Here is a 21252-nt window from a genome sequence, read left to right as displayed (position 1 = left end):
TCCTGAAGGAGGCGTCTCTCATTTCGATGCACTATGGGATAACGTCAAAATCAGTTGGATGCACAGCAAATTATTTTTTGGCATGTTACCGCGTATTCCTCAACTGCTGAAACGCAACCAAAGCAGGCACAACAAAAGTGGTGCAGAGCCAAACCAACACTGGTCAAAGCGTCAAGAACGAGGAACGGTTCTGGGTATTAAAGCGTTACTGGCGGTTTATAGCCTACTCGGGCGGCCAATTTTCAACCTGATGCTGAAACTTGTAATGAGCTATTACTACCTGACCGGAAAACAAGCTCGCCAAGCCTCTGAACAATATTTACAGTACTTACAAAGTTACGCAAACCGTCGCCAAATCACGCTGCCAAATCATCTCTCTAGCTATAACCATCTGCTCTCTTTTGGCCACACTATGCTGGATAAATTGGCGGCATGGAAAGGCGATTTTTCGGTAAAAAACTTGACCATCCATGGCCAAGAACTGTTCCAAACTTTAGCAGAACGAAAACAAGGTGTGCTTCTTTTAGGATCTCACCTTGGAAATATTGAACTGTGCCGCGCTCTGGGACGTCGGCATTCTCATATTAAGATCAATGCGTTAGTCTTCACCGAGCACGCCGAACGCTTCAATGCGGTAATGAAAGCGATCAATCCCAACTCAGAACTGAACCTCATTCAAGTGAGCCGTTTGGGCCCCGATACCGCTATTTTGCTTCAACAGAAAATAGAGCAAGGAGAATGGGTGGTGATCGTCGGAGATAGAACGTCCACCAGCAAAGAGACCCGAGCCGTATGGGCCGATTTTTTAGGCCAACCCGCACCGTTTCCACAAGGCCCTTTTATGTTGGCTTCGGTGTTGAAAGCTCCCGTCTACCTTTTGTTTGGCTTAAGAGATGAACGTTCTAAAACTCCACATTTTAACGTCTATTTCGAGCACTTTAGCGACAACATAGATTTACCGAGAAAAGAGCGACAAGCGGCGCTAGCGCAGGTAGTACAACGCTACGCTGATCGGCTGGAACATTACACACTGCAAGCTCCACTGCAGTGGTATAACTTTTTCAACTTTTGGACTCTAAGTAAACAGTAGCATGATGATTCAGACAGATAACCGCATAACTTTTGGCGTCGATTGCCTCACCATTGAAGATGTTGTCGCGATTTCGCAAGGCGCGCAGGCCAACCTCAATTCTTCAGCGGAATTCACCGCTAAAATTGATCGCGGCGTCGCTTTTCTAGAACGACTTTTAAAAGAAGAAGGCGTGATTTACGGTGTAACCACCGGCTATGGTGATTCATGCACCGTTGCCATTCCGCCGAATCTAGTAGACCAATTACCACTGCATTTGACTCGCTTTCACGGCTGTGGCTTAGGCGAGGTATTAAGCCATCAGCAATCTCGCGCAGTATTAGCAACACGCTTGTGTTCACTAGCGCAAGGTGTCTCTGGTGTGAGCCATGAACTGCTTAACCAAATCGTCACCTTGATCAACCACGATATCGCCCCTCGTATTCCACAAGAAGGTTCGGTCGGGGCAAGCGGCGATTTAACGCCACTCTCCTACCTCGCGGCCACACTGATTGGTGAGCGCGACGTGCTTTATAAAGGTGAGATGCGCCCAACTCAAGATGTGTTTAACGAACTGGGTATTCGCCCGATCAAGCTAAAACCAAAAGAGGGATTAGCGCTGATGAACGGCACATCAGTCATGACTGCTTTGGCCTGTTTAGCCTATAAACGCGCCGAGTATTTAACTCAACTCTGCACCAAAATTACGGCCATGGTGTCTGTCGGTATTCAGGGTAACGACTTCCATTTTGATGCCGCACTATTTGCCGTCAAGCCGCATCCTGGTCAGCAACAAATCGCAGCATGGCTACGCGATGACTTACAAGCAGAACGCCCACCTCGCAACAGTGATCGCCTGCAAGATCGCTATTCATTGCGCTGCGCACCCCATGTGATTGGCACCGTACAAGATGCACTGCCGTGGCTACGTCAACTGATTGAAAATGAGCTCAACAGTGCCAACGACAACCCCATCATCGATGGCGATAATGAACGCGTACTGCACGGCGGTCATTTTTACGGCGGCCACATTGCCATGGCAATGGATACCTTAAAAACACAGGTTGCTAACCTAGCCGATTTGCTCGATCGCCAAATGGCGCAATTGATGGATTACAAATTCAACAACGGTTTACCGTTTAACTTAACTGGCGCAGAAGGCGAAAGAAAACCGATCAACCACGGCTTTAAAGCCGTGCAGATCGGCATTTCAGCGTGGACGGCCGAAGCCTTGAAACATACCATGCCTGCCAGCGTTTTTTCACGTTCGACTGAGTGTCACAATCAAGACAAAGTCAGCATGGGAACCATTGCCGCGCGTGATTGTCTACGTGTGCTTGAACTGACAGAACAAGTGGCGGCCGCCTCGCTGTTAGCAGCGACCCAAGCAATAGAATTGCGCAAACGTCATCATGAGCTGGATGAGCAACACATGAGTCACAATATCAAGCAGATGCGCTTAGCCGTGTTACAAGAGTTTGATTTTGTGGTAGAAGATCGTCCGCTAGAACATGATTTGCGCCACTTTATTAGCCGCATTCAACAACGCCACTGGACACTTTACTAGGAAGCGCGATGAGCGATGTACTTCATCCATTGGAAAGTGAGGTGACTTTAGTCACCTCGTTTCAAGATGCCGACCCAATGGGCGTTATCTACCACGGCAATTATTTTCGTTTTTTTGAAGAAGCACGCCGCGTGCTGATGGAAAAAATTGATTACAGCTATCACGCGATGACCCAGTCGGGCTACCTATGGCCGGTGATTGATACCCACGTGAAGTACGTGAAAGCGATCCCGTTCAACCATACGATTCGTGTCAAAGCGACCTTGACGGAATGGGAAAATCGCTTGCGTGTTGACTACATGATTTTTGATAGCCAGACCGGGCAACGAATGTGTAAAGCACACACCACTCAAGTAGCGGTTCGCATCGACACGCAAGAGATGTGTTTCGCTTCCCCAACGCTATTTACCGACAAAGTGCAGCACTGGCATACCTACGGGAAATTATGATGCGCCGTTTTCTATGGCTAACTTTAGCTCTATTCTCGCCCCTACTCTGGGCACAAGTGACCGACCTCGCTTCACTGCAAGCGCAGTTGGCGAAACACCAGATCGTACGCGGAGAGTTTACTCAACTCCGCCATATTGAGATGTTCGAACAGCCACTGTCGTCAGCCGGGAAATTCTTGCTTGATAAACAAAATGGCTTACTTTGGCAACAATACTCACCATTTCCAGTTAATTTGGTGCTAACTCAAGACAAGCTTCGCCAAACTTTTGCTAACCAACCACCACAGGTGATTACCGAAAAAGAGAACCCAATGGCGTTTTATTTCAGCCATCTCTTTTTGTCGGTATTTCATGGTGACACGCAGCAATTGAATGAACAATTTACGATGACGCTGCACAGCGAAGATGGCCAGTGGCAGTTAAATTTAACGCCGAGAAATGCGCCACTGAGCTCGGTGTTTACCTCGATAACATTAACGGGGAGAGATGACATTGATGGTTTGATCCTGCAAGAAGTGCGAGGCGACAAAACCGAGATTCAGTTTACTAACCAAAACCACCAGCCAGAGCGTTTAACCCATGCTGAGCAAGCACAGTTTAACTTCTAAATCGAACCGGCTGGCATTGTTCTGGTTGGCTTTTGTGACCCTTTGTCTTGGCTTACTACTCAAGCAGTGGTTCTTTTCAGCGGCTTCACCGATCGAGACGGATATCCTTAAGCTACTGCCGGTCAACCAGCAAAGTGTGCTCGCCGAGCAAGCGTTTGAAAAAGTCACTGCCAGTATGAGCGATAAAGTGGTCTTTATTGTCACTGCGCCCAATGAGGCTGACCGGCTCAAATCCGTTACAGCGCTAGAAAGCGAGCTCAAGCAGAGTGGCTATTTCAAGGATGTGGTTGGGAAAATCGATGCCACTCAACAGAGCGCTTGGGCCAGTTACTACTTTCAACATCGAGCACAACTGCTCACCAGCGAGCAACGCAATCAGCTCAGCCAACATCCCGAACAACAAGTGCAAACGGTAGTGCAAGCCCTATATAACCCTTTTTCTGGGGTAACAGGGCAAGAGCTCAGTCACGACCCTTTCCTGCTATTTCGCGACTACTTAGCACAACTTAGCCAGCTATCGTCTCATTTTCGTTTGCAAGATGGATACTTAACCCGCGAGTATCAAGGCCAAAAATACGTGCTGATCACCGCGCAGCTCAACGACTCACCATACAGTTTCAAAGCGCAACAAGTGGTGCCCGATATTGCTCAATGGCAACAACGCATCAAGCAACAATTTAGTGCGGACATTTATCACACTGGTGTTTTATTTTACGCCGATTTTGGCACTCAAAGTGCCAAGTCAGAAATCAGCACTATTGGCCTTTTCTCATTACTCGGCATTGTGCTGTTGGTGATGCTGGTTTTTCGCAGTGCCATGCCTTTACTGTTGGCACTGCTCTCGGTATCCGTTGGGTTAGTGGTTGCCATGGTGATCACCACCGCGTTTTTTGGTCAGATCCATCTGTTTAGCTTAGTGTTTGGGGCCAGCCTGATTGGCGTTTCAATCGACTACGCCTTTCACTACCTGACCGATCGCCTTGCCGCAAATGAACAATGGGACAGCGTGCAAGGACTAAAGCATATTCTGACGGCCATTACCTTAGGGTTAATCACCAGTTTAATTGGCTATCTCGGTCTACTGGTCGCCCCTTTCCCCGGCTTACAACAGCTAGCGCTATTTTCCGCCTTAGGTCTCGTTGCCGCTTACGCGACGGTCGTGGCTTGGTATCCGATTTTGGCCAAAAAACCAAGTTCATCGAGAACGCTTCCCGGCATCACTTATTGGTCTTTATGGTTTGCGCTTTGGCAAAAGCCATGGGTTAAATGGGGCCTACCCACGGCGTTATTGATCATCAGCAGTCTTGCCCTGACGCAAGTGCACTACAACGATGACATTCGACAATTACAAGCCATGCCTAGCGACTTGAAACAGCAAGAGCTGCAAATCAGCGCCTTGACTGGTATTCAATCATCACAGCAGATGTTGGTCGTCAGTGCCAACGATGATGAAGCATTAATGCAGCAGTTAGAAAAATTAGATACGCAATTTTCACAATGGCAACAACAAGGCGTACTTTCTGGCTACCAAAGTTTAAGCCAAAACATCAGCTCGCTTAAGCGTCAGCAAGAAAACTACGCACTGGTTGAAGCACTGTACGCAAACCAAGGCGCAGTACTGGCTCACACGCTGAAACTATCTTCGGCTCCTAAACTGGAAGCGTCATTTTTGCCCATGACACTGGCGCATTATTTAGCACATGATGTTTCCCAGCCGCTGCGCTTTCTTTATTTAGGTGAAGTTGAGCAAAAAGTGGCGGCGGTAGTGCTGTTGAAAGAGGTTCACCAAGCAGCAGTAATTAAGCAGTTTGCGGCGCAAAATAGCGACTACGCCTATTTGAATAAAACCGAAGAGATCTCGACCCTGTTTGGGCAGTATCGCCTTAAAGTGATGGAGTTAATTGCGCTGGCTCTTACCTTGATCAGCGCTCTCACTATTTGGCGCTACGGCGTGAAACACAGTATTCGCATTATGTTACCTTCGCTGATTGCTTGCATCGCTGGGTTAGCCGTCACCGTCGCAACAGGCTCTACGCTCAATTTATTCAATCTATTAGCGCTGGTATTAGTGATAGGTATCGGTATTGATTACACGCTCTTTTTTGCCGAACAAGCCCGCAGTCACAGTACCTTGCTTGCCATAACCCTTTCGGCACTAACGACTTTGCTCTCGTTTGGTCTGCTTGCTCTTAGCCAAACTCACGCCATCCACAGTTTTGGTTTGACGGTACTGAGCGGCATTTTCGTGGCTTGGTTGCTTTCACCAATGGCGATCAAATCACAACCTGCCGCCATGAAAGCGCATGAGGAAAAACTATGATGATGAGAATACGCCGTGCGCTGCCCTTGCTGTTACTGATATTGTCTGGCTGCTCTTTAGTGCCAAACCAAGCCTCCACGCAGGTAGAAATTAGCTCCAACACATTCGTTACTCTACCCAAACCTGCGCAACTTGGGTACCAAGTCACGGCGAGTCAGTTGATCAGCGCCCATTGGCAAGATGATAACGGCCAGCATAACCAACAGCTTCCGGTCCAGTTGCAGGTCACCGATGACAAGATTGTGCTGGCAGGGTTTTCATCTTGGGGAACGAGGGTTTTATCGCTCAATTATCAGCAAGATACTATTGAGACCAGTGTACTCAATGGCTTGGAAAACACCTTGCCGAAGCCCGAACAGATACTCTTTAACCTGATGATCACGCTCTGGCCGCGAAATGCTTGGGAAGCCCCGTTAAATAAGGTAAAGTGGCAAATCATTGATGATGAGAATAGACGAACACTCATCAATGAACTGGGTGAAACAGTGATTGTTATTGATTATCAACATCCCTTCGCGATGAAGGGCGATATTCGCTTCCACAATCAATTATTGAATTACACCATTACGATTACAACGCTCAATGCTCAGTACCCTTTGCCGCCCACACAACCGTAGACAGCTATCATGAACTCATCCACGACTTCTCCTATTGATTCTCGCTCACCTATTTATGTCCAAGACTGCGGTTTTCACTGCGCGATGGGGAGTGACTCGTCGCACATTCACCAAAGTTTAGCGCAGGGCTATTGTGACAACATGGTGGCTGACGACACGTCGCTCAATAGTGGCACCGCAACCATCGTAGGCCGAGTGAGTGAACCGCTACCAGAAATCCCAGCGCATTTAAGTGCGTTCAATACGCGCAACAACCAACTGGCTTTATCGGCACTGCAACAAATCGAACCAAGCGTCCGCCACGCGATTGCCACCTATGGTGCAGATCGCATTGCAGTGGTGGTTGGCACGAGCACGTCCGGCATTGCTGATGGCGAAATCGCACTCGCCCACAAGTTAGAGCAGGGCGAATTCCCAAGCGACTACCACTACTACAAACAGGAATTAGGCAATTGCAGTGATTTTATCGCTCGCTATTTTGCAATAAGCGGCCCCTGCTACGCCATTTCGACCGCCTGTTCGTCCAGTGGCCGCGTCTTTATCACCGCCAAAAGAATGCTTAATGCTGGGTTGGTTGATGCGGTGATTGTCGGTGGTGCTGACACTTTGTGCCGCTTAACACTCAATGGTTTTAACGGGTTAGAGGCGTTGTCTCAACGTTTGTGTAAACCGTTTGATGCACAGCGAGATGGCATCAACATTGGTGAATCTGCCGCTTTTATGCTGCTGGGTAAAACGCCGTCTCAGCAACACGCTCACGCCATTGCGCTATTGGGCGCTGGCGACAGTTCCGATGCACACCATATTTCTGCGCCCCACCCAGATGGAAACGGTGCAGAACAGGCAATGCGTAACGCGCTGCAAGATGCCAAATTAACCGCCAGTGATATCGGCTATATCAACGCTCACGGCACCGCAACACCGCTCAATGACAGCATGGAAAGTAAAGCGATTTTTCGCGTTTTTGGCCAGCACGTTGCAGTGAGTTCAACCAAACCACTCACTGGACACACGCTCGGCGCGGCCAGTGCAACCGAAGCCGCCATTGCTTGGCACATACTGCAATACCAATTGCCTTTGCCCATTCAGCGCTGTGCTAACAAAGCGCCAGACATCGATATTACGCTAGTGGAAACCACTCAATATTTAGAAAACAAGGCCATTTTAAGCAACTCCTTTGCTTTTGGTGGCAACAATATTAGCCTCATTTTTGGTTACGTTAATGACAAAGCTTCCTGCAATTGATCAACTGCTGCCTCATCAAGCGCCGATGATTTTGATTGACCGCGCGCTTGAGGTACAGAGCGAATCTATCCACTGCCAAGTGGATATTGAATCGCACCACCTGTTTTTTAACCCAGCGACGCAAAGCATACCGGCCTATGTCGGTATCGAGTTTATGGCACAAGCCATTGCCGCGTGGTCTGGGTATCACTCACTTGTCCAAGGCATTCAACCGCCAATTGGCTTTCTGCTCGGCAGTCGCCGTTATCGCGCGCTGTGCAATGCATTCTTGAAAGGGCAAACGCTCGATATCTACGCTGAACAGCTAATGCAAGACAATGGCATGGCCGTGTTTAAGGCAAGAATCGAGCACCAACACCAGCTTTTGGCCGAATGCCAATTAAATGTGTATGTGCCATCAGAACAAAAATTAGAAGAAATGAAAATGAGGAGTCAAGCATGACCCGACACGTATTAGTGACTGGTGCGAGTAAAGGCATAGGCAAAGCGATTGCAATTGCGCTCGCCAAAGATGGTTTTACCATCGCTGTCCATTACATGGGCGACCAGCAAGGTGCCCTGCAAACACTAGCGACCATCGAGCAAAACGGTGGTTCAGGCCGACTGATTCAATTTGACATCAGCAACCGAGCTCAGTGTCGCGAAGTATTGGAAGCCGATATTGCTCTACATGGCGCTTATTACGGCGTGGTCAATAACGCGGGCATTACTCGTGACACGGCGTTTCCCGCCATGACAGAACAAGAATGGGATGGTGTAATTCACACCAATTTAGACAGCTTTTATAACGTCCTCCACCCTTGTGTGATGCCAATGGTGCAAAAACGCCAAGGTGGGCGCATTGTGACTTTAGCATCGGTGTCGGGCATCACAGGCAACCGGGGCCAAACCAATTACAGCGCCGCTAAAGCTGGCGTGATTGGCGCGACCAAATCGCTCGCGCTTGAACTGGCTAAGCGCAAAATCACCGTCAACTGTGTTGCTCCGGGTTTAATCGATACAGGCATGGTGGATGAGCACGTCAAAGAGCACGCACTGCCACAAGTTCCTTTACGCCGCATGGGTGAACCCGAAGAAGTTGCAGGCCTTGTGAGCTATTTAATGTCTGATATTGCCGCTTATGTTACTCGCCAAGTTATCTCGGTTAATGGAGGCTTAGTATGACCCGTCGCGTTGTCGTTACAGGCATGTCCGGCGTGACTGCTTTTGGTAATGACTGGGCCAGTATTGAGCCAAAACTCAGAGCTTGTGAAAATGCCACTCAATATATGCCCTCCTATGAGCAGTATGAGGGTTTAAACACTAAACTCGCCGCGCCAATAATGGGCTTTACACTGCCTAGCCACTACAAACGTAAGCAAGTCCGAGGTATGGGCCGTGTGTCACAACTGGCGACCGTTGCCACCGAAAATGCGCTGCTGCAAGCGGGCTTAATTGGTCATGAAGTGCTGACGAACGGCCAAACCGGTATTGCTTATGGTTCATCAACAGGCAGTACCGATGCCATCGGTGCGTTTGGTGTCATGCTCAACGAAAAAACCACTCGAGCCATTACCGCCACCACTTATGTGCAAATGATGCCTCACACTGCCGCGGTGAACGTAGGCCTATTTTTCGGGCTCAAAGGCCGCGTCATTCCAACCAGTAGCGCCTGCACATCGGGTAGCCAAGCCATCGGTTACGCGTACGAAGCGATCAAGCACGGCTACCAAACCGTGATGGTGGCGGGCGGTGGTGAAGAGCTCTGCCCTACCGAATCGGCCGTATTTGATACCTTATTTGCCACTAGCCTCAAAAACGACCAACCAAAAACCACCCCCCGCCCGTATGATACTCAGCGTGATGGTTTAGTAATTGGTGAAGGCGCAGGAACTTTAGTGCTTGAAGAGTATCAACACGCCATCGCACGTGGTGCCGCCATTCACGCAGAAATCATCGGTTTTGCCAGCAACTGCGATGCCGCCCATGTCACTCAACCACAAATGGACACCATGCAAATCTGCATGGAGATGGCGCTGCGTGATGCCAAGTTAAGTGCAGATAAAATTGACTATGTTTCGGCTCACGGCACGGCGACCGACCGGGGTGACATAGCCGAAAGTCACGCCACCGCAAACGCGTTGGGTAAAGTGCCGATCAGCTCGTTGAAAAGTTATTTTGGTCACACATTGGGCGCATGTGGCGCGGTTGAAGCTTGGTTGGGTTTAGAAATGATGCACAGCGGTTGGTTTAATCCAACCCTTAACCTAGATAACATCGACCCGCAATGTGGTGATCTTGATTACATTACAGGCACAGGACGTGAGCTGGATGTGCAATATCTAATGAGCAATAACTTTGCTTTTGGTGGCATCAACACCTCGATTATTTTTAAGAAATTCAGCGAATAATCCCATAAAAAAGCCGTTGCCCACCCAACGGTTTTTTTTATGAGTTTATTTATCCGGCATTTGCCTCTTAAATATTGGTTGCCTGCCAAATACTCACCAGCAATCAGCCAATACTTTTCGCAAGTACTTCGAGGATTTGCGGTCTGAAAATAAAAAACACCGCGCCAAGCAAACAGAGCCCTGCCCACACAAAATCAAGCCTGAAAGGCTCTTTCATGTAGATCAATGCAAAAGGCACAAATACCGATAAGGTGATCACTTCTTGCAATATTTTCAATTGGCCAAGGTTTAATACCGTATAGCCAATCCGGTTAGCGGGTACTTGGAAGAGATATTCAAACAGGGCAATTCCCCAACTGACCAACGCTGCAATAATCCACGGTTTGTGGCTGAGATCTTTTAAGTGAGCGTACCAAGCAAAGGTCATAAATACGTTGCTGATCAACAAAAGCCCAATAGTCATCACGACGGGAGGAAGGGTGAACATTAAGACAAACTCCAAAATAATCAAACACGAACTGAACTCACAAACGAGCAGAGTCTGCGCTCAACGTTTCCCTTCGTCAATATTATTGATGAGCGCTAAGCTGCCTAAAATACGAACCAATTCAGCCAACATAACAACTGACTGAAATGGCTTGTGTTTCAAAGTTTTTAGGTAGAAAGCTTACGGGTAGATTATACCAGTGAATTCTCGATACATTTCTTGTGGCAGTTTACTTCTATAACACTTCAGAAAAAGCCAATAAAGGTACTCGAATTGATACCGCATTTAACGCTATGTTATGAATCATTCTATCTGTAGCCGTACAACAATCTCCAATAATGGAGACTTTATATTTTTCCGCTTTCTTTGATATTGCCGTATGAGTAACGCAATTCTGAGTCATCATTCCACAGATCAGCAACTCATCAACATCGAGCTTTCCTAGTGATTTTTCTAGATTAGTTTGATGAAAACCATCAGCGTGCTGTTTACAGATAATTTCAGCATCAGGGCATATTGACATTATTTCAGAGTGAATTCTCATACCGTCACTTCCTTCTTCAAAGAAAGGTGCCATTCCTTGAGGTGCAGAAGATATATGTTGAATAAGGAATACAGGAACATGCTGTGCGTTGGCTTTAGTAATGAGCTGTTTAATGTTGCTCAGGGTTTTATCTGTATTCCACAAAGGAAATTTTCCGTCAGGGAAATAGTCGTTTTGTATATCAATTACAAGCAATGCTTTTTTACCCATTTTCAAATCCTGTTTTTTTAAGTTTTGGCTCAGAAAAATTATGAGTAACTTGCTGCATTACTTTTAGAGGCTAAAATGACATTAAAGAGGTTAAAAACGACAAATTCAGAGATAGACATGTTAAAAATTACGATTGGAATTTGCGAGTATCCTTCAGTATTGAAGTCAGCTGTTTACGGTCTTGAAGAGATGTTTTTGCTTGCAAGCAGAGTTTGTTGGGAACAAAGGATTGAGGTCTTATTTGAACCAGTCATTATTTCGCATGATGAGCTTATAGAGGATAGCTTTACAGTTGTTTTGCTACCGCCTGCTTCAATAGATGATTACTACTTGGTCCCTGAAGCCAAACTTATTGAATGGCTTAGAAAGCAGTATTCCAAAGGTGCAGTTCTATCATCTGCTTGTGCGGGGGGATTTATTTTGGCCGCAACTAACTTAATTGGTAAAAGAGAAGTGACAACTCATTGGGCGTTAGCAGAAACATTTTCCAAAATGTTTCCTAGTATTACGCTTAATAGCAATAAGATATTGGTCGATCACGGTGACATAATTACGGCGGGCGGGATGATGTCGTGGCTAGATCTAGGGTTTGAGTTGATCGCCAAATATGCATCTCCAAAAGTTGTGCGTCAACTTGGTAAAACACTGGTTATCGACACAGCGCAGAGAGCGCAGAGTTACTACCAACAATTCAATCCTTCGTTCTATCATGGTGATATGGCGATTGTTTCGGTCCAACAAATAATGCATCAGAGTTATGCTGAATCGTTGTCTATAAAGCAGTTAGCAAAGCAAGCAAACGTTACCGAACGTACGATGCAACGAAGATTTTTAAAGGCTACAGGTCATAACCCTAATCAGTATTTGCAGCGTCTTAGAATACAGAGTGCGTGTGACTACTTGGAAAGCACACAACATTCATTTGAGTGGATAGGAAATCAGGTTGGTTACGAGGATATCAGCGCGTGTCGAAAGGCCTTCATTAATATTGTGGGATTAACGCCGCGAGAGTTTAGAAAACGATTTTCTTGATTTTGTCTGAATCAAAAATTCCCCAAAATAATTTATCATCCCCAATCATCACATTCTCCACGGTATCAACTTGCGCAATACCAGCTCCCTCTCCTTTAAGGGGAGGGTTGGGGTGTTTTTTTCAATAACTTCAATGAGTTTTATGGACACGGCAACCCCGCTCCTAACCTCTCCCGAAAAGCTAGAGGAACTCGATGATCTTAATCAGCAATTAGCGTAAATCAGCGCGAAAGTGTCAACCGCCCGTGTAACAACCGCTTCAATTTCATTTTTGCTTGGTGCTGCAATAACGCCAAGTTCATACGGCTCTAACAACTCAGCTTCAAGCAACACTTTCAGCTGTCTTGCCGCTATCCACTCATCACATTCACGCAATTTCCCTTGTTCAATGTAAGAGCGCAGAAAGTGGCTCACTTCTAACCACCCTTTGCGTGGGCCATTGTGATAAAAATAACGACCAACATCCGAATGTTCTGCTTCTGAAAGGGCCATTTTGCGAATTGCGGTGAGATCAGCCGACAAAATTGACTTGAGATAGTGGTAACCAAATGTGGCTAATGTCTCTTTGAGTGGTTTATTCGTCGATAGTGTTTGGAACGCGGTCGCTCGCAGCTCGGCAGCGGTAGATTCCATCACGGCAAGGAAAATTTCCTCTTTAGAGCTGAAATAGTTATACAGCGTCGCTTTTGAACCACCGACGGTCTTCGCTATACCAGACATAGAGGTTCGGGTAAATCCTTGCTTTATAAATTCTTCTCTTGCCACATCGATAATAGCCTGTCGACGTTCTTCACTTTTAACTCGCATAACTACCACTACTTTCTAATTTGTAGCTTTTGATTTTCCCTTGACAGCGAAACCTTGTCAAGTATATAACTGTACCGTACAGTTCAGTTATAAGGAAAATACATTGAAAATTCATCGCCGTGCCCACTTCACCATCGGAGGGCGGCCTATTCATCTGCGAGTGTTCTCGATACTTAATATCGTTTTACTCTCAGCCTGTTCTGCTCCCTCTTATCTTGCTGATCCTTCTCAAGATTTAGCAACACACTTTCAATATGCACAGGCGCTAAATGAGCTAAAGGCGATTGATTGGCCAAACGATCACTGGTGGCAACGCTATGACGACGCACAACTCAATGCATTAGTAAATGAAGCCTTGCGCAGTTCACCTGATATGCAAGTAGCGCAAGCACGCTTGAAATATGCGCAAGGTATGGCGCAGCAAGCGGGCGCGTTGAATAAACCCAATGTGGGTATGGCCGCTTCTGCGTCTGAAACCAAAGTCAGCTACGCCTACCAAGCGTATATGCCCCCAGAAAATTGGAATGATTATGGTTCTGTTGGCTTAGATTTTTCTTACGATTTTGATTTTTGGGGCAAAAATAAGGCGCTCATTGAATCCGCTCAGTTCGATTATGCGGCCGCTCAGGCGCAACAAAGAGCCGCAGCGCTGATTCTCTCCACTTCCGTGGTCAATCACTACATTGAGCTTGCGCGTTTATACGCCAATCAAGACACCGCAGCCGCGGCGCTAGACATCAAACATCACACGTTAGATCTACTGACAAAACGTTATGACAATGGTCTTGAAACACAAGTGGCCGTCAGCCAAGCACGTTCAACCGCCGCTTTAGTCGAAGCCGATCTCCTGAGTATTCAAGAAGCAATTGCGCTACAAAAAAACGCGATTGCGGCATTACTTGGCAACGGGCCGGACCGTGGATTGTCACTATCAAGACCTGCTTTGGTGTTCTCAACCGCGATCGGTATTCCCGATGACTTAGCGCTGGGATTACTCGGCCACCGCGCCGATATTTCCATCGCACGTTGGCATGCTCAGGCGGCGGCGAATCGCATCGACTATGCCAAAGCACAGTTTTATCCCGACATCAAATTGTCTGCGTTTATCGGCTACCAATCATTTGGGTTAAACAGCTTATTCAACAGTGGCAATGATGCTGGCAATGTTGGTGCCGCGATTTATCTTCCTCTGTTTTCGGGTGGACGCCTTGAAGGCCAATTGACCGTTGCTGAATCACACTATGAAGAAGCCGTCGCCTTGTACAACGCCACACTGATCCAAGCACTGCAAGAAGTCGCCAACGCCATCACCAGCAACCAAAAACTCAGTGCACGTATCGCTAAAATGCAAGAAGCGGTTGATGCCGCCAGCGTGGCTTACCAAACCTCTCGCCATCGCTACAGTGGCGGTTTATCAACTTACCTTGATGTCCTGACAGCCGAAAATGCATTGATCAACAGCCAACAAGCCTTGGTCAATCTGGAATCACGCTCTTTTAGTTTAGATGTCGCACTCATCCATGCTTTGGGTGGTGGCTACCACTCTACCCCACTTTAATTTCCATAGGTCTATTCATGAACACGACACACGCACCATCTGATCACGCGCATCAAGCGCGCCGTAATCGAATTACAGGTTTTGTCGCCTTAGCTATTGTTGTCCTTATCGCAGCCCTTGGTTGCATTGCTTATTGGTATTTTATTGCCTCACGCTATGTCAGTACCGACAATGCTTATGCCTCAGTAGAAATTGCGGAAGTGACACCCGCCGTCAGTGGCATTGTGACCCGAGTTGACGTAGTGGACACCCAATGGGTTAATGCAGGGGATGTGCTAGTAACGCTTGACGACACCGACGCAAGTTTAGCGCTGATACAAGCAGAGGCAGATCTAGCTTTGGCAAAACGCCGAGTCGAAAGCTACATTGCCAACGATGAAGGTTTGAATGCCCTAGTGCGAGCACGCATGGCCGATGAAAACCGGACTAAAGCCCAATTAGCCGTAGCACAAGCTGATTTTGAACGGGCGAAATTGGACTTATCTCGCCGTCAAGACTTAGTAAAATCAGGCTCAGTGTCTGGTGAAGAGCTTTCGAACGCCCAAACGTCTTTTGCTCAAGCCCAAGCCAATTTAAATGCAGCGAAGGCCGCGGCGAATCAATCGGTAGCGACTCGGCTTTCGACCATTGGTAACCAAAAAGCCAACGCGGCGTTGATCCAAGGCACATCGGTGGAAACCAACCCCGAAGTTCTACTGGCCAACGCGCGTTATCAACAAGCGCAAGTCGATTTAGCACGTACCGTGATCTATGCACCCATTGCTGGTGTGGTGGCAAAACGTCAAGTGCAAGTGGGTAGAAAAGTACCCGTTGGCGCTCCACTGCTCACCATTGTTCCTATCGACCAAATCCATGTTGATGCCAATTTCAAAGAGGGTGAATTGCGTGATTTGCAGATTGGTCAAACCGTCACGGTAACATCAGATCTACATGGAGATGATGTGCGCTATCACGGCTTAGTGACGGGTATTTCTGGCGGTACGGGCTCTGCATTTTCGATGATCCCAGCTCAAAATGCCACTGGCAACTGGATAAAAGTCGTGCAACGCCTCCCCGTTCGTATCGAGTTGGATCCTCGCGATCTGCATGACCATCCACTGCAAGTTGGCCTCTCAATGACGGTGACTATCGATACCTTGTCACAAGAAGACGTGAGTTACCTCACTCGTGCTCGCTACGATATTCGCGGCGATCAAGGTTAAGGTGTCAAGATGACTCAAGCATCCGAAGGCATCAAGCCACTGACTGGCAGTGCCCTCTTTTTTGGAACCTTGTGCCTTGCGATGGCTAACTTCTTAGCCATCTTGGACACCACGATTGCAAACGTTTCGGTTTCAAGTATTGCGGGTAGCCTTGGCACTTCCACCAGCCAAGGAACGTATGTCATTACCTCTTATGCGGTAGCAGAAGCGATTTCGGTGCCTTTAACGGGTTGGTTAGCCTCTCGTTTTGGCGCAATCAGAGTGTTTGTTACCTGCTTTATATTGTTCGGCGTTTTTTCATTGCTGTGCGGATTTGCCACCAACATGTCGACCTTAGTAATGTTTCGGGTCTTTCTCGGTTTAGCTGGCGGTCCGTTGATGCCTCTGTCGCAAACACTGATGATACGTATCTTCCCGAAAAACAAAGGCCATGTGGCCATTGGTATTTGGAGTATGACCACCCTAGTGGCTCCGATCATGGGTCCAATATTAGGAGGTGTGCTGTGTGACCAACTTAGTTGGCCTTACATCTTTTTTTGCAAAGTGCCGTTTGCCATTATTGCTGGGATCGTTTGCTGGCGCATTTTGCGTAAATTTGAAACTAAAACCAGTAAAACACCCGTTGATGTTATTGGCATAATCCTGTTGGTTATTTGGGTTGGTGCGCTGCAAATCATGCTCGATGAAGGTAAGGACCATGATTGGTTTGAATCAACACGCATCGTGACTTTAGCGGTTGTGGCCGCGATTGGTTTTGTCTCTTTCCTCATTTGGGAGTTGACCGAACGTAACCCAATTGTCGCGCTGAAGGTGTTCCGCCATCGAGGCTACAGCGCCAGTATGATCACACTTTCATTGGCCTTTGGCGCGTTCTTTTCCATCTCTGTTATCACACCTTTGTGGTTACAAATTTACATGGGCTACACCGCTACAATGTCGGGCTATGCGACAGCCGTGATGGGGATATTGGCGGTCTTCCTTGCGCCATTGATCGCCAATTTATCGAGCAAATATGATCCTCGTCCGTTTGTCTTTTGTGGCGTGTTGTGGTTGGGTTTATGGACCTTCATGCGAAGTTACGCCAACTTAGATATGACGTTTAGCCAAGTCAGTTGGCCCATTTTCTTCCAAGGGATTGGTATGCCGTTGTTCTTTGTACCGCTCACCGCCATTGCCTTAGGGAGTGTCAAAGAGAGTGAGATGGAATCGGCGGCAGGCTTAATGAACTTCATTCGGACATTGTCCGGTGCATTTGCCACTTCGATGATCAATACCGCGTGGGAGCGAGATACCCGCTATGTTCACTCTGAATTGTCGGGGCTCACCGACCAACATGGTGTGGCAACTCAAGCCATGCAATCTAGTGGAATGAACTTAGATCAAGTGCGTAATGCGATTGATTGGATCGTACAAAAGCAAAGTGTCATGGTGGCGACTAACCAACTCTTTATGACGATTGCGACCATTTTTATACTCGCGGCTTGCTTTATTTGGTTCGCTCCTAAACCCAAACACGCGGTTGACACCTCTTCGGTACACTAATTGGTACCTCAGCCCGATAAGTACACTGCTTTTTATCGGGCTTTTTCTCGTCATAAGAAATTTTCTCTTTCTCTATAGATAAAGCAAGAATACCCACCCGTTTTAAGCGGCAATCTAAAATATTTTCACCTTTGTTAAATCACTACAGACAAAAAAATACAAGATTAAAACAGACGGACACAAAAATCTTACTCCACCGTTTTAACTCACCATTTCAAAGGTATACGCAAAATTAATTAATAGCCTCAGATTTCATAAATGACACTAATTCTTACTTGTGTAAAAATCAGTTTACACTGGTTGTATTGAAATTGTTTGCATATGTAAAAAAGCTAACCTAGAGTTTTTGAACCTGATGTATTGAGCCGTGAACGCTCAAAATGGTGTTCAAATTTACTTTTAACTTATTTTAAGGAATGACAATGAGTACTACAGTTTGGAATGATGGACGTAGCATTTCACTAACAAAAGGTGATACTGCAACTTGTGAAGCACTTAAAGCTGGCCAGCTATATGCCATCTTTTTGTATAACGCATCTGGAGAGGATCATGATATTCCGGTAAATGTTAACATTGGTAACGGCTACCCACCCAAAACAGTGACAGTGCCTGGTACAACGGGAAATAAAGGTTTAGCCGCCTTAGCCTTGGTGTCAGGTAGTAATACTCAAACCGTTTCGATCTCGATCTCTGATCAGCAGTCTGGAGGGAAGGTTGATGCGTGGATTGGCAGTGTAGGGATGCCAACCAATACTTCAGGTATCAATAATATGCCATTACCCTTCAATGGCGATACCAACTCGTATGGTAAGCGCGATCGCTACTACGCAGTGCCTGAAAGCCGTTGGTATCAACTGACCATTAGCAGTCCGCAAAATCAGTTTATTTCCGTTCAGTTTATTGAAAACAAAGCGAAAGTCTTTATCAACAACCCTGTTGGTGACCCAGGTAACGTAATAATACCGACAGGTACAGTAACCGAGGGCGCTGACTACGAGATCATCAAACCAAAAGACTTGCCTCAAACCATTACCTATGATGACCAAGGTAGTGGCCGCCAAAAAGTATGGATGAATGCAGATAGTCAGCAAAACTCGTCAAATTCGACCATCGTGGCTCAGTACCTATAAATAATCATGACCATATAGAAGATTAAGTACATGGCGAAAACAGGCCTGCCAGTTCTGCTTGTCACGTCATTGCCCAGAAGGCGTTTCTTACGTTCATCCGTGGGGATCGCCTGTCTGGGCGTATTTCATTTAGTGCCACCCTCTTCAGCCCTCGCCACTTTTGATCCAACCTCTAGTGATCCAGCGTCTGGTTCTCGCATTGATTGGGATGATGGTCGATTAATTGAATTGGAAGAAGGGCAAACTGCCAGTTGTACTTCACTGGTGTCCGACCAAATGTATTGTGTGGTTGTCTACAACCTATCTCAACATGACAGAAACGTTGAACTGACGGCAACTTGGAGTAATCAAAAACCACCAGCCACGCTTATCGTCCCCGGAACGACAGCAGGTGAAGGTAATGCCTCTTTGATTCTCATCTCCGGCAGCGATACCTCAACCATCTCTCTCTCCATCACTCAAGGCAATGGTGGCAAACTCGAATGTTGGTTAATCAGCACGAGTATGCCTACCAATTTCCAAGGGCTAGAAAGTAAAGAACTGCTGGCAGATGGTGGCGCTTACCACCTTCCCAAACAGCTTATTTACCATTCGGTGATGAACAGCGGCTGGTCTAACCTGACCATTATCAATAAGCAAACTCAATCCTTTGTTATTCAGGTTTCATCTCAACAGTTGATCATCTTTGTCGTCAATCCGGTTGAACACCCAAATCTCAACCTATTGGCGTTAGGTTCAGTTCAAGAAGGGAAGCAGTATTTGCTTCAAATGCCCGCACCGGGTGAGCAACCTCAGTACTCACACGCTCTTATACAGGGGAAAGGTGAACAACTGATTTGGTTTGGCGCATCCAGTCATCAAGACTTGGAAAACACCATTATTTCATTACAGTCACTGTATTTACCAAACAGCGATGACTCAATAATAATCCCAGAGACAATAAAAGGCGGGCTAATTTGTCAACCTTTAGGCGATGCACAATAGAGCCACATTGTGATAAAGAGGCATTCAATGCCTACAGCCCAGCCCACACCTTGGCTCTAGAAACTATGCAGCAAAACCATTTTGAAAGATTAGCGATGACGAAAATGGCCCATTCGATAGAAAAGAAGCGAACAGAGCAGCAAGCCGCAGCCGAAAATCTTATTCGCTGGCATCGATTCATCATAAATCAGCACGCTCAGAACCAGTGTCCAGATTGGCTCAAGCAGCATTAATATCGCCGCATTAGTGGGGTTGGCGTGCTTTTGACCTACAGTTTGCATCAAATACCGCAAACTGGTGGCGAGTAATACGCTCAGAGCAAGCCACTTCCATGTCATCAAACTTATTTGATCTGGCCATGACTCAAACAGTAAAGAGAGTAATACCCCAAGGCAGCCGCCAACAAACAGTTGTAATGTAGTGAGCAACATCGGCGGCAGATTAGCCGAAAAACGACTGTTAAAGTTAAAATGCAATGCCAAGCTAAAGGCCGCAGCCATAAACCACAGCTGACTGGTCGCGACGACCCACTCCCCATTCCACGACAGTAAAAAAAGCCCAATCAGTGCAATGGGTAGCGACAACCAAAATGCGCGCGCCGGTTTAGTGCCAAACAGCGGCCATGCTAATAATGGAACAAACAGCATAGAGAGGCTCATGATGAATGCGCCCTCGCCTAGCGTATCGCTAATGGAAATCGCGTGGATCCAGCAAAAAATCGAGCCACCTAGCAACACGCCCACACTCATCGATTTTAAACAATCGTGCAGTGAAGCTTGGCGCAGCGCTTTAAGACAAAATGGCAGTAGGCACAGCGACGCTAAAAGAAAGCGCACACCAATAAAGCCAAAAGGTGGTAGGCCTTGAATGGCTTGTTTGGAAAACACCCAGCCCGCAGCAGCCAATAAGGTCGTGATAACTAAAATTAATTCTGCGCGTCGGTTTGCGTACATAGCTTAGCTTATCGTGAAATGAGTAGGAGAACGATTGTAACGAGATTTTTGATCGCACGTTACTCTCGATTACTTTTATCGTTAATGGTCGGAGGTGCGCACGGAATAAAAAGACGGCCTACCGAAGCAAGCCGTTGTTCTTAAAGAAAATAGAAAGGGCTATAGCGCTTTCACCAATTCCGCAATTCCCTGCCAATCACCTTTATCCATCAGATCTGTCGGTACCATCCACGTACCGCCACACGCCACTACGGATTTAATCGACAAATAGTCTTGAACGTTACTTGGGCTAACGCCACCTGTTGGCATGAAATTGACCGGATAAACGGCCGTCAATGCTTTGAGCATCGCCACGCCACCTGAAGGCTCGGCTGGGAAGAATTTCAATGTGCGCAAACCCATTTCCATCGCTTGCTCAACCAAACTTGGGTTGTTGACGCCCGGAACAATTGCCACATGACGCTGTTGGCAATATCTCACCGTAGTTGGGTTAAAACCAGGGCTGACTACAAAATCCACGCCCGCCTCAATGGCTTGA

Annotated in this window: 21 protein-coding genes; 16 read left to right on the top strand and 5 right to left on the bottom strand. The window is 47.0% G+C overall.

What is annotated here, in order from left to right; genetic code table 11:
- The 10 genes from AACQ21_RS13010 to AACQ21_RS12965 all read left to right on the top strand — a co-directional run.
- Positions 1-1090: LpxL/LpxP family acyltransferase (locus AACQ21_RS13010; RefSeq protein ID WP_445285730.1), on the top strand; the 1090-nt coding region annotated here is incomplete at its 5' end.
- A 1-nt stretch (position 1091) separates the two neighbouring features.
- Positions 1092-2636, top strand: coding sequence for an HAL/PAL/TAL family ammonia-lyase (locus AACQ21_RS13005; protein WP_105976595.1), 1545 nt, complete (start codon positions 1092-1094; stop codon positions 2634-2636).
- Positions 2637-2644: 8 nt separating this feature from the next.
- Complete coding sequence (locus tag AACQ21_RS13000) at positions 2645-3085, top strand: acyl-CoA thioesterase (RefSeq protein ID WP_017050416.1); 441 nt, start codon at positions 2645-2647, stop codon at positions 3083-3085.
- On the top strand, positions 3082-3693 hold the full coding sequence (locus tag AACQ21_RS12995) for a LolA family protein (RefSeq protein WP_017045141.1): 612 nt from the start codon (positions 3082-3084) through the stop codon (positions 3691-3693). The genes AACQ21_RS13000 and AACQ21_RS12995 overlap by 4 nt, the downstream gene beginning before the upstream one ends.
- A complete protein-coding gene (locus AACQ21_RS12990) occupies positions 3665-6013 on the top strand; it encodes an MMPL family transporter (RefSeq protein WP_105976594.1) in 2349 nt (782 codons plus the stop codon). Before AACQ21_RS12995 ends, AACQ21_RS12990 begins: the two co-directional genes overlap by 29 nt.
- The gene (locus AACQ21_RS12985; RefSeq protein WP_105976593.1) at positions 6010-6630 is read left to right on the top strand and encodes a DUF3261 domain-containing protein; all 621 of its coding nucleotides are present in this window, start codon (positions 6010-6012) and stop codon (positions 6628-6630) included. The genes AACQ21_RS12990 and AACQ21_RS12985 overlap by 4 nt, the downstream gene beginning before the upstream one ends.
- 9 nt (positions 6631-6639) lie before the next feature.
- Positions 6640-7875 (top strand): beta-ketoacyl-[acyl-carrier-protein] synthase family protein, encoded by a 1236-nt coding sequence (locus AACQ21_RS12980; protein WP_105976592.1) that lies wholly within the window; start codon positions 6640-6642, stop codon positions 7873-7875.
- Entirely contained in the window at positions 7853-8317 is a 465-nt protein-coding gene (locus AACQ21_RS12975; protein WP_088732684.1) for a hotdog family protein, read from the top strand. The genes AACQ21_RS12980 and AACQ21_RS12975 overlap by 23 nt, the downstream gene beginning before the upstream one ends.
- On the top strand, positions 8314-9039 hold the full coding sequence (locus tag AACQ21_RS12970; protein WP_017050421.1) for a 3-ketoacyl-ACP reductase FabG2: 726 nt from the start codon (positions 8314-8316) through the stop codon (positions 9037-9039). Before AACQ21_RS12975 ends, AACQ21_RS12970 begins: the two co-directional genes overlap by 4 nt.
- Positions 9036-10265, top strand: a complete 1230-nt coding sequence (locus tag AACQ21_RS12965; protein WP_105976591.1) for a beta-ketoacyl-ACP synthase — start codon at positions 9036-9038, stop codon at positions 10263-10265. Before AACQ21_RS12970 ends, AACQ21_RS12965 begins: the two co-directional genes overlap by 4 nt.
- Before the next feature lie 103 nt (positions 10266-10368).
- On the opposite strand, the gene AACQ21_RS12960 is transcribed toward AACQ21_RS12965, so the two are convergent.
- Together AACQ21_RS12960 and AACQ21_RS12955 are read right to left on the bottom strand one after the other, a co-directional pair.
- Entirely contained in the window at positions 10369-10752 is a 384-nt protein-coding gene (locus AACQ21_RS12960; RefSeq protein WP_017045134.1) for a DMT family protein, read from the bottom strand.
- A 235-nt stretch (positions 10753-10987) separates the two neighbouring features.
- The gene (locus AACQ21_RS12955; RefSeq protein ID WP_105976590.1) at positions 10988-11506 is read right to left on the bottom strand and encodes a cysteine hydrolase family protein; all 519 of its coding nucleotides are present in this window, start codon (positions 11504-11506) and stop codon (positions 10988-10990) included.
- 117 nt (positions 11507-11623) lie between these two features.
- Between AACQ21_RS12955 and AACQ21_RS12950 the strand changes: the two genes are divergently transcribed.
- Entirely contained in the window at positions 11624-12538 is a 915-nt protein-coding gene (locus AACQ21_RS12950) for a GlxA family transcriptional regulator (protein ID WP_094129083.1), read from the top strand.
- A gap of 204 nt (positions 12539-12742) precedes the next feature.
- On the opposite strand, the gene AACQ21_RS12945 is transcribed toward AACQ21_RS12950, so the two are convergent.
- Positions 12743-13345, bottom strand: a complete 603-nt coding sequence (locus AACQ21_RS12945; RefSeq protein WP_105976589.1) for a TetR/AcrR family transcriptional regulator — start codon at positions 13343-13345, stop codon at positions 12743-12745.
- Between the two features lie 109 nt (positions 13346-13454).
- Here AACQ21_RS12945 and AACQ21_RS12940 point away from each other — a divergent pair, with 109 nt between their 5' ends.
- The 5 genes from AACQ21_RS12940 (at position 13455) to AACQ21_RS12920 (ending at position 19761) form a co-directional block, all read left to right on the top strand.
- Positions 13455-14903: an efflux transporter outer membrane subunit gene (locus tag AACQ21_RS12940; protein WP_146127522.1), complete on the top strand. Its 1449-nt coding sequence runs from the start codon at positions 13455-13457 to the stop codon at positions 14901-14903.
- Positions 14904-14920: 17 nt separating this feature from the next.
- Complete coding sequence (locus AACQ21_RS12935; protein ID WP_105976587.1) at positions 14921-16105, top strand: HlyD family secretion protein; 1185 nt, start codon at positions 14921-14923, stop codon at positions 16103-16105.
- 9 nt (positions 16106-16114) lie between these two features.
- Entirely contained in the window at positions 16115-17647 is a 1533-nt protein-coding gene (locus AACQ21_RS12930) for a DHA2 family efflux MFS transporter permease subunit (RefSeq protein WP_105976586.1), read from the top strand.
- A 422-nt stretch (positions 17648-18069) separates the two neighbouring features.
- Entirely contained in the window at positions 18070-18777 is a 708-nt protein-coding gene (locus AACQ21_RS12925; protein WP_105976585.1) for a hypothetical protein, read from the top strand.
- Positions 18778-18807: 30 nt separating this feature from the next.
- Positions 18808-19761: a hypothetical protein gene (locus tag AACQ21_RS12920; protein ID WP_105976584.1), complete on the top strand. Its 954-nt coding sequence runs from the start codon at positions 18808-18810 to the stop codon at positions 19759-19761.
- 89 nt (positions 19762-19850) lie between these two features.
- Here AACQ21_RS12920 and AACQ21_RS12915 read toward each other — a convergent pair whose 3' ends face one another.
- The gene (locus AACQ21_RS12915) at positions 19851-20714 is read right to left on the bottom strand and encodes a DMT family transporter (RefSeq protein ID WP_017045125.1); all 864 of its coding nucleotides are present in this window, start codon (positions 20712-20714) and stop codon (positions 19851-19853) included.
- 159 nt (positions 20715-20873) lie between these two features.
- Positions 20874-21252 (bottom strand): bifunctional 4-hydroxy-2-oxoglutarate aldolase/2-dehydro-3-deoxy-phosphogluconate aldolase (gene eda / locus AACQ21_RS12910; RefSeq protein WP_146127521.1); only part of this gene is annotated, 379 nt, incomplete at its 5' end.

It is taken from the genome of Vibrio sp. V01_P9A10T6, assembly GCF_963877065.1.
GTDB lineage: Bacteria > Pseudomonadota > Gammaproteobacteria > Enterobacterales > Vibrionaceae > Vibrio > Vibrio anguillarum.
The sequence above is the reverse complement of the archived record's forward strand: the minus strand, read 5'-3'. Positions and strand labels throughout refer to the sequence as shown.